Annotated in this window: 11 protein-coding genes and 1 pseudogene; 7 read left to right on the top strand and 5 right to left on the bottom strand. The window is 68.2% G+C overall.

From position 1 onward, the window contains the following. Positions 1 to 5: 5 nt before the first annotated feature. From O3X23_RS39270 to O3X23_RS39255, 4 genes are all read right to left on the bottom strand, one after another. Entirely contained in the window at positions 6 to 1202 is a 1197-nt protein-coding gene (locus O3X23_RS39270) for an extracellular solute-binding protein (protein WP_269278589.1), read from the bottom strand. A 188-nt stretch (positions 1203 to 1390) separates the two neighbouring features. Further along, a complete protein-coding gene (locus O3X23_RS39265; protein ID WP_269278587.1) occupies positions 1391 to 2320 on the bottom strand; it encodes a dihydrodipicolinate synthase family protein in 930 nt (309 codons plus the stop codon). Between the two features lie 6 nt (positions 2321 to 2326). After that, the gene (locus O3X23_RS39260) at positions 2327 to 2998 is read right to left on the bottom strand and encodes a GntR family transcriptional regulator (RefSeq protein WP_269278584.1); all 672 of its coding nucleotides are present in this window, start codon (positions 2996 to 2998) and stop codon (positions 2327 to 2329) included. Between the two features lie 79 nt (positions 2999 to 3077). Next, complete coding sequence (locus O3X23_RS39255) at positions 3078 to 4250, bottom strand: glycosyl hydrolase 2 galactose-binding domain-containing protein (RefSeq protein WP_269278582.1); 1173 nt, start codon at positions 4248 to 4250, stop codon at positions 3078 to 3080. Between the two features lie 918 nt (positions 4251 to 5168). On the opposite strand from O3X23_RS39255, the gene O3X23_RS39250 reads away from it, so the two are divergent. From O3X23_RS39250 to O3X23_RS39240, 3 genes are all read left to right on the top strand, one after another. Next, positions 5169 to 7484: a ricin-type beta-trefoil lectin domain protein gene (locus tag O3X23_RS39250; RefSeq protein WP_269278579.1), complete on the top strand. Its 2316-nt coding sequence runs from the start codon at positions 5169 to 5171 to the stop codon at positions 7482 to 7484. A gap of 178 nt (positions 7485 to 7662) precedes the next feature. Beyond that, positions 7663 to 8781, top strand: a complete 1119-nt coding sequence (locus tag O3X23_RS39245; RefSeq protein ID WP_443048114.1) for a ricin-type beta-trefoil lectin domain protein — start codon at positions 7663 to 7665, stop codon at positions 8779 to 8781. Between the two features lie 174 nt (positions 8782 to 8955). After that, on the top strand, positions 8956 to 11049 hold the full coding sequence (locus tag O3X23_RS39240; RefSeq protein ID WP_269278576.1) for a PQQ-dependent sugar dehydrogenase: 2094 nt from the start codon (positions 8956 to 8958) through the stop codon (positions 11047 to 11049). Positions 11050 to 11517: 468 nt separating this feature from the next. On the opposite strand, the gene O3X23_RS39235 is transcribed toward O3X23_RS39240, so the two are convergent. Then, positions 11518 to 11634: an excalibur calcium-binding domain-containing protein gene (locus O3X23_RS39235; protein ID WP_331284006.1), complete on the bottom strand. Its 117-nt coding sequence runs from the start codon at positions 11632 to 11634 to the stop codon at positions 11518 to 11520. 902 nt (positions 11635 to 12536) lie between these two features. Between O3X23_RS39235 and O3X23_RS39230 the strand changes: the two genes are divergently transcribed. The 4 genes and pseudogenes from O3X23_RS39230 to O3X23_RS39215 all read left to right on the top strand — a co-directional run. Beyond that, positions 12537 to 12887 carry a hypothetical protein gene (locus tag O3X23_RS39230; RefSeq protein WP_269278573.1) on the top strand — a complete coding sequence of 117 codons (351 nt, stop codon included), beginning with the start codon at positions 12537 to 12539 and terminating at the stop codon, positions 12885 to 12887. Between the two features lie 373 nt (positions 12888 to 13260). Further along, complete coding sequence (locus tag O3X23_RS39225; protein ID WP_269278569.1) at positions 13261 to 13578, top strand: trypco2 family protein; 318 nt, start codon at positions 13261 to 13263, stop codon at positions 13576 to 13578. Between the two features lie 30 nt (positions 13579 to 13608). Further along, positions 13609 to 14025 (top strand): trypsin-like peptidase domain-containing protein, encoded by a 417-nt coding sequence (locus tag O3X23_RS39220; protein WP_269278566.1) that lies wholly within the window; start codon positions 13609 to 13611, stop codon positions 14023 to 14025. 11 nt (positions 14026 to 14036) lie between these two features. Beyond that, a pseudogene (locus O3X23_RS39215) lies at positions 14037 to 14702 on the top strand (hypothetical protein); the annotation flags it as partial.

Below are 14702 nucleotides of genomic sequence, written 5' to 3'. Positions count from 1 at the left end.
GGTGCTCACTTGCTCGACCCGATCCGGCGGTTCCACAAGTCGAAGGCGGTGACCTGCGTCGTTGCCGGGAGGGAGTTCTTGATGGGGTACGTGGTCATCCAGGTGTCGAAGTCGGGATGGCCGTACTGGGTGATGGTCTGCTGCGAGGCGGCGGGGGCCCTGCTCAGCGGCACGTTCTTCACGGCGGGTCCGGGATAGAAGTACCCCTTGTCGTAGGCGAACGCCTGTTGCTCGGGGGTGAGCATCCACGCCAGGAGGCGCAGGACGGCGGTCAGGACATCGGCGGAGACACCTTTGGGGATGACCCCGTACTGGGCGTCGCACACCCAGGTGAAGGGGGTGAACTTGGCGATCTTCATGGTGGGTGGGACGGTGCCCAGGGCGCGGGGGTTGATGGACCAGCCGGTGGTGGAGGTGACCATGTGGACGGTGCCGGCGGCAAGGTTCTTCATGGTCGCGCTGGTCCCGGCCGGGTAGGCGGTGACGTACTTGTTCAGCTCCGTCAGGTAGGCCCAGGTCTTGGCCCAGCCGTTGGCCGGGTCGGTGGGATCGGAGTCACCCAGGAGGTAGGGCAGGCCCATCAGGAAGGTCCGGCCGGGACCTGAGTTGGCCGGACGCGCGTACTGAAACTTGCCGGGGTTCGCCCGAGCCCAGGTGAGCAGGGCGTCAGGAGTGGCGGGCGGGGAGGCGACCTTGGCGGGGTCGTACTCCAGCAGCGGCCCCGAGGGGTACCAGACCAGCTCGATGCCCTGGTCCTGGGCCAACGCGGTCATGGCCGCAGCAGCCGGCTGGTAGTTGGCCATCAGGCCGGGGATGAAGGCGTCGTAGTAGGGCTTGAGGCCGTACCACAAGCCCTTCTGGATGCCGGCTGCCAGGCCGTCGGTGCCCGTGAGGACCAGGTGGATCTGCACGTTGTCGGCACGCTGCTGTGCTTCGACCTTCGAGGCCAGCTGAGGTGCTGTTCCGGTCGAGTACGTGGTGCGTCCGACGATCTCGGGATGCTTGTCCTGGAAGGCTTCGATCATCGGGCGGGTCAGCGCCAGGTTCCCGGCGACATCGAGAATGTTGAGAGTGACCGGCTTGGAGGGTGTGCTGGGCAGCGCACTGGGAGCGGCGGAAGTGGTGCTGGTGGGGGCGCTCGGGGACGAGCACGCTGCGAGCACTGGTGCGGCGATCGCGCCCGCGGCGAGGGTGGACAGCACCCGCCGACGCGGGGGGCCGAGGGGGCCTGGGAGGGATCTTCCGGGGATTTCAGGCATGGCGGATGAAGCCCTTCGCTCGTGTGGTGGCCAACGCGGTCGTGCGGGGTCGAGCTGCCTACGGGCAGGCTTGGTGCGGATCGGGGACCGGACCGCGGCGTCGGTGTCCTACGTCGCGTTGGTGTGTGCCGTCACAACCAGTTCTCCTTCCGCCATTGGGTGATCAGTTCGCCGATACCGTCGCGGACGGACGTCGGCAGGAGCCGCGACGGCGGACGCACCGCCCGTCGGCTCAGTCCGAGTTGGGCCAGTGCTTCCTTGACCACGCTGACGTTGTCCGCGGACGCGTCGGCGGCGCGCAGCTCCTCGAACGCCCGCGCCGACTCCCACACCCGCATCGCCTTCGGATAGTCACCGCCGCGCAGCGCCTCGAACAGCGCGAGGGACAACCGTGGGGCCACGTTGACCAGCCCAGAAGTGAAACCGACGGCCCCGGTCGCCCAGAATCCGGGGGTGTGGAGCTCGGCGAGCCCCGCTATCCACGCGAACCGCTCCAGACCCGCGTCGCGCGCCACGCACGCGAAGCGGACCGGGTCGGGGACGGCGTACTTCACACCGATCACATTCGGGCAGTGCTCCGCGAGCATCCGGATCTGTGCGCCGCTCACCCGTTCGTCACGGACGTAGAGGACGACGCCTAGCTCCGGCACCGACTCCGCGATGTTCCGGTGGTAGTCGATCCATCTCTCCGCGGAACGGTAGGGATGGACGGGCTGATGGATCATCAACGAGCCGGCACCCGCTTCGCGGGCGTGCCGGGCGGCGGCGATCGCTCCTTGGGTGTCCAGGCCGACGCCCGCCATCACCTCCGCCCGGTCTCCGGCTGCTCCGACGGCCGATTCCACGGCCCGCCGGGCCTCGGTCTCGCTGAGGGTGTAGAACTCGCCGGTATTGCCCTTGGGTGTGATCACCTGCAATCCGTGCTCCACCAGCCGACGCACCAGCGCCGCGTAGGTTTCCCAGTCCACGCTGCCGTCGGCGGCGAAAGGTGTCACCGGAATCGCGATCACGGTGGCGAGCCGGATGCGAAGGTCGGTCCAGGGCGAGGGGGCTGGTGCCATGCCGCCCTACTTCGCTGAGGTCTCGGGAAAGTTGCGCGCCACGAACGCGCCGATGTGCTCACGGAGCAGGGTGCCCACCAGATCCGGCTTTCCATCCTGGGCGGCACGCAGGATCGCCCGGTGCTCCCGCGCCTCCATCTCCCACGAGGGTCTGACGGCCCAGGCCGCACTGGACACCAGGGCCGTCTGATCCCGCAGTTCGTCCAGCGAGTGGACCAGTAGCGGATTTCCGCAGCCCGCATACAGGGTCCGGTGAAAGTCGCGGTTCGCCAACGAGCGCTCTGCGCCGTCAGCGGCGCGGTCCGCGCGGTCGAGTGCGGCCTGTGCCTCGCCCCAAGCACCGTGGGGGTTCGCGGTGGTTCGCTCGGCGGCAACCGGCTCCAGCAGCAGCCTCATGTCGTACACGCTGCGGGCCAGAGCGTGACCCACCTCGCGCACCGAAGCGCCCTTGTAGGGACTCATGACGACCAACCCTGTGCCGGCCAGCGTCTTCAATGCCTCACGCACCGGCGTCTTGGACACCCCCAGGCGCGCGGCGAGTTCGGTCTCCACCAGTGACTGCCCCGGTTTCAACTCACCTGTCAAGATGGCGTGTTTGATGGCATCCAGCACCGCTTCGGTACGCGAGGGCAGCGAGCCGGGACGGAAGCTGGTGGATTGAGCAAGCGCGTCGGGCACAGGGCAGGCTCCAAACGAGATCTCATATATGATATGGAATTGACGCTAGGGCTCGGTCAGGTACCGGTCAAGACATCTGTCAGTTCCCGAAGCGGAAGTACAGCGTGCGGGCATAGGTCCCCGCTGCCGTGTTCGGCTGGCCCGCGGGACCTACGGACGTCGCGGGGTGGAACTTGTTGCCGATCGCGGGGATGCCGTCGAGGAACGACAGGTTCCCGCCAGGGAAGGGGGCGGCCGCATTGCCCGAGTCGGCGGGCTGCGCGGGGGTGAACAGCCTCAGGAAGACGTTCTCCTGGGCGGACACCATGGTGATGCCCCCTTCGGTGGTCAGCAGCGACACCCAGTACAGGCCGGCGTGGTAGCCCTTGAACTCCGGGTAGACGAAACCGGTCTTGCCAGTGGCGGTGTCGTTGTAGCTCTTGTGCCACACGTCCGTGGTCACGCCGCGCAGCCGGTTCTTCCAGACCCGGTACGGGCCGCGGCCCAGCCAGGTCGCACCGGTGACTTTGGACTCGGGGTAGTCGAAGTTCACGCCCAGGAAGTCGTGCGTCCCGGTGAGGCCGTAGGTGTAGTCCAGGCGGAGCCACCCGTTGTTGTCCAGGCGCCACCGCACCGACCGCAGATCGCCGGAGTAGGTCGCGGTGACGGTGTGGGCGCTGCCGTCCTGCGCGTGCGTCAGCCCGGTCAGGGCCGAGGCACCGGCCCAGTAGTCGCCCTCGCGTTCGGCCTGGTTCACCGACGTCTCGGCGGAGTCCTTGTCCACGGTGACCTCGAGCAAGTTGCTCTGTCCCAGGCGAATGAGGGACGTGACGTCGTACCGGAACCGGTAGAAGGCGCCTTGGTGCTTGGGGCCGGCCGACCGGCTGTTCAGCAGAACCGTGGTGTCGGTCATCGCGCCCTCGAAGACCAGGAAGACCTGCCGTCCGGCCCACGAAGTCGGCGGTGTGAAGGTGTGGCGGTACTTTCCGCTCTCGCCAGGGGTGAGGGCTCCGCCGTAGTTGTACGTGCCGTAGCCGGAGAACTCCCAGTTGGACGGGGTGGGAACCGTACCCCAGACCCCCTTCCTGCGGCCGGCCGTGCACATGAAGTCCCACGGCACCGGGCTGTCCGCATCCGTACCGGACAGATAGATCATCTGCGTCGCGGCACCGTCTGCCACGTTCGCTGAGGCCGGACCTGCCCGCGTCAGTCCCACGGCGGACAGCCCCACTGTCGCGCCCAGGGTCAGGAACCTGCGCCGTTGCAAATCCATCGGAACCTCCATGGAACAGGGATATGACGCTGCCCGGCCACGGTGTGGCCGGCATGGTGCCGGTGCTGTTGCGCGTCCGGGAAGGAGCTCGCTCGACGGAGGACGGACGGGGCGGTTGCCCGGGGTGTCGTCGGTCGTGCAGCAAAGTGTGCTTTGACATCGTTGTCGCGTGCTGTGCCACCGGCAGGTGGATGTCCGGGGTGCGGAGCGGCCGATCCGGCGAACTGCGGCCATGATGCCGGTGCGTTGGGGGAGAAGCGGGGCCCTGTGACGTCTCGGGCTCCAGCGGTCGGTGGAGCCGGTGGAGGTAGGCCACGAAGCCGCCACTGAAGCTAGCCACGAGCAACTGCCGCGTCAATGGTCTGAACCAATCGTCGGATCAATGCCGGGCTTGTCCGATGGCCGCTGCGAGTGGGAGCTGGTCGGCGGAGTGTCGGGCACGGGCGTTCGGACCTCCGGCGGGTGCTCGCGCCGGTCGAAGGAGACCCGGATGCGGGAGGCGCTCTGAGCAGCACAGCGTTCCGGCGAATCGCTGACGCAAAGTCAACTCGTGGCCGCGCGGGCGACATCGACATCCCGGCGACGAGTTCGCAGGGGGAGCGCCGACCGGTGCTCCGAGGTTTGACGGCGAAGCGAGCCGGCCCACCCCGGGAGGGTGAACAGCGCGCGGACGAGCGTGCTTGTCCAGGTCGAGAGGGCAGTGGACGTGCAAATAATTGTTCTCTTGTTGGATCTCTTGACCGTTAATCCAACAAGACTCCACACTGTGCCCCGTTCTCCCGACGTTCCACCGTGCTGCGCCCTTTCAGGTGACGCGCCTGGTGGCTCCCCATTCCCAGTTGAAGGAAGTCGGCTATGAGACGCCTTTGGAGACTCGCCCCGTTGTGGGCGCTGGCATTGCTCGCTACGGTGCTGGCAGTGAGCAGCGGACCGGCGCAGGCTGCCACGACGACCATCAGTGTGGACGGCTCGCAGGGTGGCCGCACGTTCGACGGCATTGGCGCGATCAGCGGTGGCGGCGGAAACTCACGCTTGCTGACGGACTATCCGGCCGCCCAGCAGGCACAGATTCTGGACTACATGTTCAAGCCGAACTACGGGGCGAACCTGCAGTTGCTCAAGCTGGAGATCGGTGGCGACGCGAACTCCACCGACGGCTCCGAGCCCTCGATCGAGCACGCCCGTGGCACCATCAACTGCAACGCGGGGTACGAGTTCTGGCTGGCGGATCAGGCGAAGGCCCGTAACCCGAGCATCGGTCTGTATGGGCTCGCGTGGACGGCGCCGGGCTGGATCAACGGCGGATTTTGGTCCACCGACACCATCAACTACCTCATCTCGTGGCTGGGCTGTGCCAAGCAGCACGGTCTGACCATCAGCTACCTCGGCGGGTGGAACGAGCGCGGTCACGACGCGAACTGGTACATCCAGCTTCGCTCGGCGCTGAACAACGCGGGCTACAGCGGTACTAAGCTGGTCGCGGACGACAGCGGCTGGGGTGTCGCGGACGACATGGCCGCCAATTCGGCCTTCAACAACGCCGTGTCGATCATCGGCGCGCACTACTCATGCGAAGGCGGCGACGGCGGCAACGCCCACACCTGCTCCAGTTCCACCACGGCCAGGGCCAACGGTAAGCCGCTGTGGGACAGCGAAAACGGCTCCCAGGACATGAACACCGGCGCGCCGGCCCTGATCCGAGCCATCACCCGCGGCTACATCGACGCCAGGATGACCAGCTACTTCAATTGGCCCCTGATCGCTGCGATCTACCCGAACCTGCCCTACAACACCGTGGGTCTGGCAACCGCCGGCTCACCGTGGTCGGGCAACTACACCATCGGAGCCAGCACCTGGGCGACCGCCCAGGTCACCCAGTTCACCCAGCCCGGCTGGAAGTTCATCGACAGCGCCTCCGGATACCTCGGGGGCAACGAGTCCAACGGCACCTACGTGACCGTGAAGTCGAACACCGGGGCCGACTACTCCACCATCCTGGAGACCACGACCTCCACCACTTCGCAGACCGCGAACTTCACGGTGAGGGGCGGGCTGTCGACCGGAGCGGTCCACGTCTGGGCGACCAACGTCAACAACCCCAGTACCGGCTCGGCGTTCCTGCACACGCAGGACATCACACCGAACAACGGCTCGTACTCACTGACCATGCAGCCCGGGTACGTCTATACCGTCACCACCCTGGCCGGCGGCGGCAAGGGCACCGCGGCGGCTCCGGCGGCGCACGGGCTGGCACTGCCGTACATCGACAACTTCGACAACGTTGTCAACAACGCTCAGGCGAAGTACCTGTCCGACATGCAGGGCTCCTTCGAGGTCCAGCCCTGCACCGGCCGCTCCGGCAAGTGCGTGCAGCAGATGGCCCCGGTCAAGCCGATCGAATGGCAGGACGACTCCGACTCCTACACACTGATCGGAGACACCGCCTGGTCGAACTACACCGTCAGCTCGGACGTCTACCTGCGCAGCGCGGGAACCATCGAACTGCTGGGCCGGGCCAACACCCAGCTGCGCCCGCAGTCGCACATGAACGCGTACTACTTCCGCATCCGCAACACCGGCCAATGGTGGATCGAGAAGATGTACACCGACGGCTCCAACCACACCCTGGCCACCGGCACCACCGCCCCGCTCGGTACGGGGACCTGGCACAACCTGTCCTTCACCTTCCAGGGCAGTCAGATCAGCGCGAAGGTCGACGGCAACCAGATCGGGTCGGTGGCCGACACCTCGTTCCAGACCGGGCAGGCCGGACTCGGGATCCAGGGTTACCGCACCGACCAGTTCGACAACCTCTCCATCACCCCCGGGTCCGGCACCGGCGGTGGCGGCACCGGCCCGATCAGCTCCGCCGCCAACGGCGCCAAGTGCCTCGACGACTACACCGCGTCGACCACACCGGGCGCGATCGTCGACATCTGGGACTGCAACGGATCCGGTGCCCAGAAGTGGACCGTGGGCAACAGCTCGGTGGGCAACAGCGGCCTGTGCCTGGACGTCGTCGGTAACGCGACGGCCAACGGATCGCTGGTGAACCTGTGGACCTGCAACGGCGCACCCAACCAGCAGTGGACGGTCAGCAACGGCACCCTGGTCAACCCCGCGAGCGGGCGCTGCCTGGACATTCCCGGATCCAACACCACCAACGGCACCCAGCTCGTCATCTGGGACTGCAACGGCGGCGCCAATCAGAGATGGAACCTCCCCACCGGGTGACCCTGCGAGACCCCCCGAGACGGTGACCTTCCGCCGAAGGGCCATCTGCGGCGATGCGGGCCGGGAGCACGCCAAGGCATCGCGCACACCCGGTCCGCATCGCCGCCCTACCGGAACACAGCTCATCGGCACGCTGTATCACCAGCTTCTGCTCCCCCCACACAGAAGAGGAAGATGTATGAGGTATGAGAAGGCACTCCTGGTCGGGGCGATGACCATCGCTCTCGGCCTGAGCATGACGCTGCCCGCGACGGGAGCCGAAACGGCTGCCCCCGCCGCCGCGGCGCCCGCCGCCCTGAGGGTGATGCCGCTCGGTGACTCGATCACCTGGGGCGTCGGAAGCCCGTCGGGAAACAGCTACCGAGGCTACCTGTGGAACCAGTTGGCGGCCGAAGGGCACACCCTGGACTTCGTCGGCTCGGGCCGCAACGGTCCCATGTCCGACCCGGACAACGAGGGCCACTCCGGCTGGAGAATCGACCAGATCGCTTCCATCGCGGACACCACCATGGCCCGCTTCCGGCCCAACGTCATCACCCTGGAGATCGGGACCAACGACCTGAACGGGCTCTACCAGGTGCCTACCGCCCCGGACCGGCTCAGCGCCCTGATCGACCAGCTCACCAACGACGCCCCCGACGCGACCGTCCTGGTCGGCACGCTGATCATCTCCACCAGCGGCAACGAGGAACCCCTGCGACCGGCGTTCAACGCCAAACTCCCGGGCATCGTCCAGGCCAAGCAGGCCGCAGGCAAGCACGTCCGCCTGGTCGACATGAGTGCACTGACCACCGCTGACCTCTCCGACGCGCTGCACCCCAACGACAGCGGCTTCAGCAAGATGGCCGACGCCTTCAACGCCGGCATCCAGGCAGCCGACAGCGCGGGCTGGATCAAGTCCCCGGTCGCCGTCGGCGGCCCGGTACGATCCGGCATCCCGGGCAAATGCCTGGACGTCAACGGCGGCAACAGCGCCAACGGCACGGCCGCCCAGCTCTGGTCCTGCAACAGCACCGCAGCGCAATCGTGGAGCACCTCCACCGACGGCACGCTGCGAGCGCTGGGAAAGTGCCTGGACATCTACGGCGCCGGCACCGCGAACGGCAGCAAAGTCGAAATCTGGGACTGCAACGGCGGGGCCAACCAGCAGTGGCAGCCGTACAACGGCGGCTACCGCAACCCGGTCTCCGGACGCTGCCTCGACGACCCGGCAGGCTCCGCCGTCGACGGTACCCAACTGGTGATCTGGGACTGCAACGGTGGCACCAACCAACGATGGTCCGCGCCCGGCGCGTGAAGCGCCTGAACGGACGGGCCCATGCCCGTCCGGGCGGCCTCACCAGCGGGACCAGGGACCGTGATCCAGGGGCCGCCCCGACCGCACCAGTCGCCAGGAACAGCGCCGCGGCCGACCAGGCCGTGCAGGACGGGCGGCTGCCGTGGACCATCTTCGACCTGCAAGGAGTAACACGTGTCCGACACCACGCAACTCAAACGGCACCGTGGAAAGTTGCCACAAGCGGTCGTAGCCCTGCTCACCGCACTCGCAGCGGTGGTGGCCATGGTGACGATCAGCGCGGTCACTGCCTCAGCAGCAACCGGCACCCCCGTATCCAACCCCGCGTCCGGGCGGTGCCTGGATGTGATCGGCCAGAGCACGGCATCCGGAGCCGGAATCAACATCTACGACTGCATCGGGCAGGCCAACCAGGCATGGACCCTCACGTCAGCCGGTGAGCTGCGGGTCTACGACAACCCCATGTGTCTGGACGTGGTCGGCCAAGCCACCACGCCACCGGCCGCACTGCAGATCTATCCCTGCAACGGCGGAGCCAACCAGAAATGGAAGATCAACAGCAACGGCGCCATCACCGGCGTGCAGTCCGGGCTCTGTCTGGACGTGACCGGCGCCAACACCGCGAACAGCACCCTGGTGGGACTGTGGACCTGCAACGGACAGAGCAACCAGCAGTGGAGGACCATCGCAGGCGACACCCAGCCTCCCACCGTGCCGGGCAACGCCAGGATCAGTGACCTGCTCTGCGACTCCGTGACGTTCGCGTGGAACGTCGCCGGCGACAACGTCGGCGTGGCGTACTACGACATCTACCACGACGGCCAGCTGATCAGGACAGTGGGCGGGTCAGCCCTCTCGACGAGCCTGACCGTCGTACCGGGAGTGAAGTGGGGGCTCTACGTCAACGCCCGGGACGCCGCTGGAAACGTCTCCCAGGCAAGTAGCACCGTGCCGGTCACACCGCCGCAGTGTCAGATCGACACCCAAGCCCCCTCCGCCCCGGGCGGGCTGACCGGGAGTGTCTCCGGCACCACGGTCACCCTGAAATGGTCGGCCTCCACCGACAACGTCGCGGTCAAGTTCTATGACATCTACCGCGGCAGCACCAGAGCCGGCACCGTCACCGGAAGCGGAACGGTCCCGCCCGCCACAACGTTCATCGACAGCGGTCTGGCCGCCAACACGGCGTACGCGTACTACGTGGTGGCCCGGGACGCACAGGCCAACATCTCCGCCCACAGCAACACCGTTTCGCTCAACACCGGTTCCGCCTGCGGCAACCCGGTGTGCGAGGTCACTCAGATCGCCACCGACACCGACATCCCCTGGGGACTGGTCACGCTGCCGGACGGCACCATCCTGTACAACCGCCGTGACGCCCACGACATCGTCCATCTCAACCCCGCCACCGGCGCCAAGTCCACCGTGGGCACCGTACCCAACGTCGAGAACACCGACGGCGAGGGAGGTCTCACCGGTCTTGCCATCTCGTCCAACTACGCCAGCGACCACTGGCTGTACATCATGCACACCTCGCCCACCGACAACCGCATCGTGCGGATCAAGCTCGACAACGACAAGCTCACCACCAGCTCGGAGCAAATCCTGCTCAGCGGCATCCTCCGCAACAAGTTCCACGACGGCGGTCGCCTGCGCTTCGGTCCCGACGGAAAGCTCTACGCCAGCACCGGAGACGCCCAGAACGGCGACAACGCGCAGAACAAGAACAGCCTCAACGGCAAGATTCTGCGCCTCAACCCCGACGGCACCGTGCCTGCGGACAACCCCTTCGGCAATGCGGTGTGGAGCTACGGGCACCGTAACCCGCAGGGCCTGGCCTTCGACTCCCAGGGGCGCCTTTGGGAGCAGGAGTTCGGCAACGGCATCATGGACGAGACGAACCTGGTCACCAAAGGCGGTAACTACGGCTGGCCCGCATGTGAGGGCACCAGTGGCACGTGCGGCACTGCCGGATACATCGCGCCGAAGCGCACCTACTCCACCGCTGACGGCTCCTGCTCCGGCATCGCCATCGTCCGCAATGTGCTCTACGTTGCCTGCGAACGCGGCACCCGCATGTACCGCGAGGTCATCAGCGGCAGCGACCTCACCAACGTCCAGGCCTACTTCAACGGCACCTACGGTCGGCTGCGCACCGTCGAACCAGCTCCCGACGGCGGACTGTGGCTGACCACCACCAACAACGGCGACAAGGACAGCATCCCCAACAACAGCAGCGAGAAGATCCTCCACGTCACCCTCGGCTGACGGGCGAGGGACCCACCCGCGGGGGCCGGGACGCCGGTCGGCGGCCCGGCATCGCTGCGGCGGTCACATCCGGTGACTGCTGCAGCGGTGGACCCGGGCCGCCGCCGACCCCCTTCTGGAGAGGCAGTGACCATGTGCTCAGCGGCTTTCCCTGCGGCAGCGTTGACGGTATTCCGCTCGGCCGTGCCCCGTGGTCTCCACGGCTCCGTGCGGCCGTGGGCGGGTGGTGTCGCTTCGCGCTCGGAGGGGCAACCAGCGTGAAACGGTCGTGTCCTTCCGCACCGGCGATGCTGCGCGCCGACGATTGTTCGCGGGCTCACGCGGGGGGCGGACCACCCAGGGCCGGATGTGTTCTCGCCCAGGTGGCCGTGTCCTCTCCTTCGCCGAAACGATCCACCCGAACGACATCAGCGCCCCCAACTTTCCACACTGCGCCCCTACCGCGGCCTCAGCCGGCTGGCTGCGGAGTCACTCGCAGGCGATACCGTCACCATCGCGATCCAGATGCGGCCCGAAACCGGGATCCCCACGCCGGATCGGCGCCGCACCCGCTTGCCTGACCGCAGCGCAGTTTCGGTACGACACCGCGCTTCCGTCCCCAGAGCCCGTATTCCCGCTTTCGGCGGTGCCGGATGAGGGGCCGACCACGGCGGGAGATCTGTTCGGGGTCCTGGCGTTGCCGTCATCTGTCACCGGCTGACGTCCCCGCTCCGGCGGCGCAGGCTCACTGTGCGGCGGCTGGGCAGCACCGGGCGTCCCCTGCGGCGCAGCAGGAGCGGGTGAAGTTGAGGCTCCGGCCGTCGGCGGGACCTGCGCGGGAATCGTCGCCGAGGCTGACGCGGATACTGGTGCGGGAGCCGTCGGCGCGGACGCGATGGCCGTGACCACCGGCTGCGACAGAGGCGGCTTGTAGTCGACACGAGCGGGCTGCGGGCCGGAAGTAGCCACCAGCAACGCCACGAACCACACCGACGCCAACACCACGGTCACCGCCCTGCCTGCCGTCTTCCAACGAGCGATGAACGCCAGAGCGGCACCCAGCGGGGGAAGGATCAGCGTCGCGACGACCACGGCGGGAACTGCCACCGCGGGGTGCCAACGGCGCCCCGGAGCGGGTGATGGCAGGCGGGTGTCGGGGGGTGGGTACACGGATCTCCTGACGAAAAGCACGAGTGGACGGTCCGGAGACACAGGAAAACGACTGGCCCGGGCACGGTCACTCGCCCCTGAGCCAACACCTTCCACGCCCCGGCACTGCGGCACGCAGCGACATCAGGCCAACGCCCGCGCCGCCCAATGGTTACCGGCCAGCACCCACTCTGTTCCGCTGCGCAGGGCTTCCTTGTACGACGAGCGAACGAGATTCCGAAAGCCCCCTCGGTGTTTGTCGCCAAGGAGCTCGACCAGCCCCGCACGAAGCTGACGCTGTGAGGTGTTCCACCGACGGACTCCTGCGGGCGGAGGGCGGCGGGGCCTACTGTGCCGTCATGAAGTCTTCCGGCAAGAAGAAGCCCCTTTCCGAGGATCTGAAGATGCTGGATGCCAGCCTGGCCCTGGCCGCTGACATGATTGCCGACAAAGCGGCCGCCAGCCTGCGCGACGGCCGTTGGGTGGACCTGGTCGCGGACCTGGCCGAGGCGAACCGGCGTACCCAGGTGAGCCTGCACGAAGCGGTCGAGAAGGCACTCGCCCATGGTCAGAACTTCGAGTCTCTGGCAGGCGGATCCCACCTGTCGCCCGAATACCTGCAGGAGGCGTACGAGCAGTTCGATCGTGCGGCGGTGGCACGATCCGGCCCCGGTAAGGACGGCCGTGAGGTGTGGCGGGTCCTGGGCTGAGGACCATATCGACGCCGCGGCGGTGGGCGATGGTCTGCCGCCGCGGCCAAGCCCAGACGTCCTGCGCTACGGGTTGGCCGGCGGCACCCCCGCACCGCAGACATGAGCGCGCCCCGCCGCGGCGCCGAGGGCCGTGGCGGCAGCGATGCGGTGGGCGTGCGCCTCGAGGAGCGGGCGAAGTCCATACTCGCTCGGCAGATGGTCATGGCGGAGACCCCGGGGAGCCGGCCCGGGTGGGGTAGCCGTCGTCGCGCTCCTGCGGACGTTGACAGGCCAACTGCCGTCGCAATCAAGCTGATCGGGCCGCGCCCTCTGGGTATTGGGGTGCCGCTGTGGCACCCTGTGGCCACTTGTACGTCAACAGGGGGCGTGTGTGGGCGAGCGTGACAGTGCGGGCGAGGGCGACGGGCTCGATCTGACCGACGCGGTCGGACTGCTGCGCGAACAGCTGGCCGCCGCCCAGCGCGAGGCCGACGGATCGGACGTCCGGTTCCGGGTCGGGGACGTGACCGTCGAGTTCGCCATGCAGCTGACCCGTACCGGTTCAGGCGGCGGCACCCTGCGGTTCGGCGTCGTCGGTGTGGACGGCAAGCGGGAGCGCGCAGAGAGCACCACCCACCGCATCCAGCTCACCCTGCATCCCCGGTCCGCCTCCGGCGGCGACGTGGAGATCGGCGACAGCGACGACTGAGGGCACGGTGACCCGGCCCCGGGAGTGGCGGTGAGGTTCGAGCGGGTGGTGCAGGTACGCGGGCGGGACGGCACGGGCCCCGGCTCGTTCGGGACCGGCTGCCTGATCGCGCCCGGCCTCGTCCTGACCGCCGCGCACATCCTGTGCACCGAGGAGGGCGTGGTCCGCACGCCCACGGTCACCTTTCCGGCCGACGGTGAGCCGGGTCCCTGGGACGCCCGGGTGCTCTGGCTGCGCTACGACGCGAGCGTGGACGCCGCCTTGCTCGCAGTGAGCGGCCCCGCCGCGACGCGGGCGACGGACCCGGAACCGCAGCGGTGGGGCGACCTCGTCACCCGCGCCGCCTCCCATCCGGTGGACTCGTACGGCTATCCGCGCAGCCAGCGCATGCCCGCGGGCGCGTCAGCCCCCGAACCGGCTGATCGGCGCGCCGCTGGGAGCTGCTGAGCAACGACCCGTTGCCGCCCGCGGACCGCCAGGGCCAGGGCTGGGCCGGCATGTACGGCGCTCCGGTCTTCAGCGGCGACCTGCTCCTCGGCGTGGTCCGGCAGGACCGGCGCGCCGAAACCGGCACCCGGCTCACCGCCACCCGCAGCAGCGAGATCGTCGCCGACGAAGGCTTCCGCACCGCCCTGCGCACCCCGGCGGCGTACGGGTCGCGCGCACCGGTCGTCGAGCCCGCCGAACTGGCCCCACTGCTCGACCCGGCCGCCCCCGAACGCGACCTGCGGTCCCCGGCGATGCTGTTGCGCGCCGATGTGGAGGCCACCCCGTTCCGGGGCCGCGTCCAGGAGTGGGAGAAGTTGCGGGAGTGGTGCCTCGCCCCGCCCGGGACGCGCCCGCGTCCCGGCGCACCGGCCGGAGACCTGACGGTCCGGGTCCTCACCGGACCCGGCGGTCAGGGAAAGAGCCGGCTGGTGCGGCGGCTCGTGGAAGCCGTGCGCGCGGAGCCCGGCTGGACCGCGGGCCTGCTCCGCAGCGACCTCTCCGACGAAGACCTGCGCGGCGACGGAACCCCGCCGTCCGGCCGAACACCCGCCTCGGCGCTGCACGCCCTCGGCGACTGCGCCCGCGACCTGCTCCTGGTCGTCGACAACGCGGAGTCCAGGCCGCGCTGGATACGC

This window comes from Streptomyces sp. H39-S7 (genome assembly GCF_027158205.1).
In the GTDB taxonomy this organism is placed as follows: Bacteria; Actinomycetota; Actinomycetes; order Streptomycetales; family Streptomycetaceae; genus Actinacidiphila.
The sequence above is the reverse complement of the archived record's forward strand: the minus strand, read 5'-3'. Positions and strand labels throughout refer to the sequence as shown.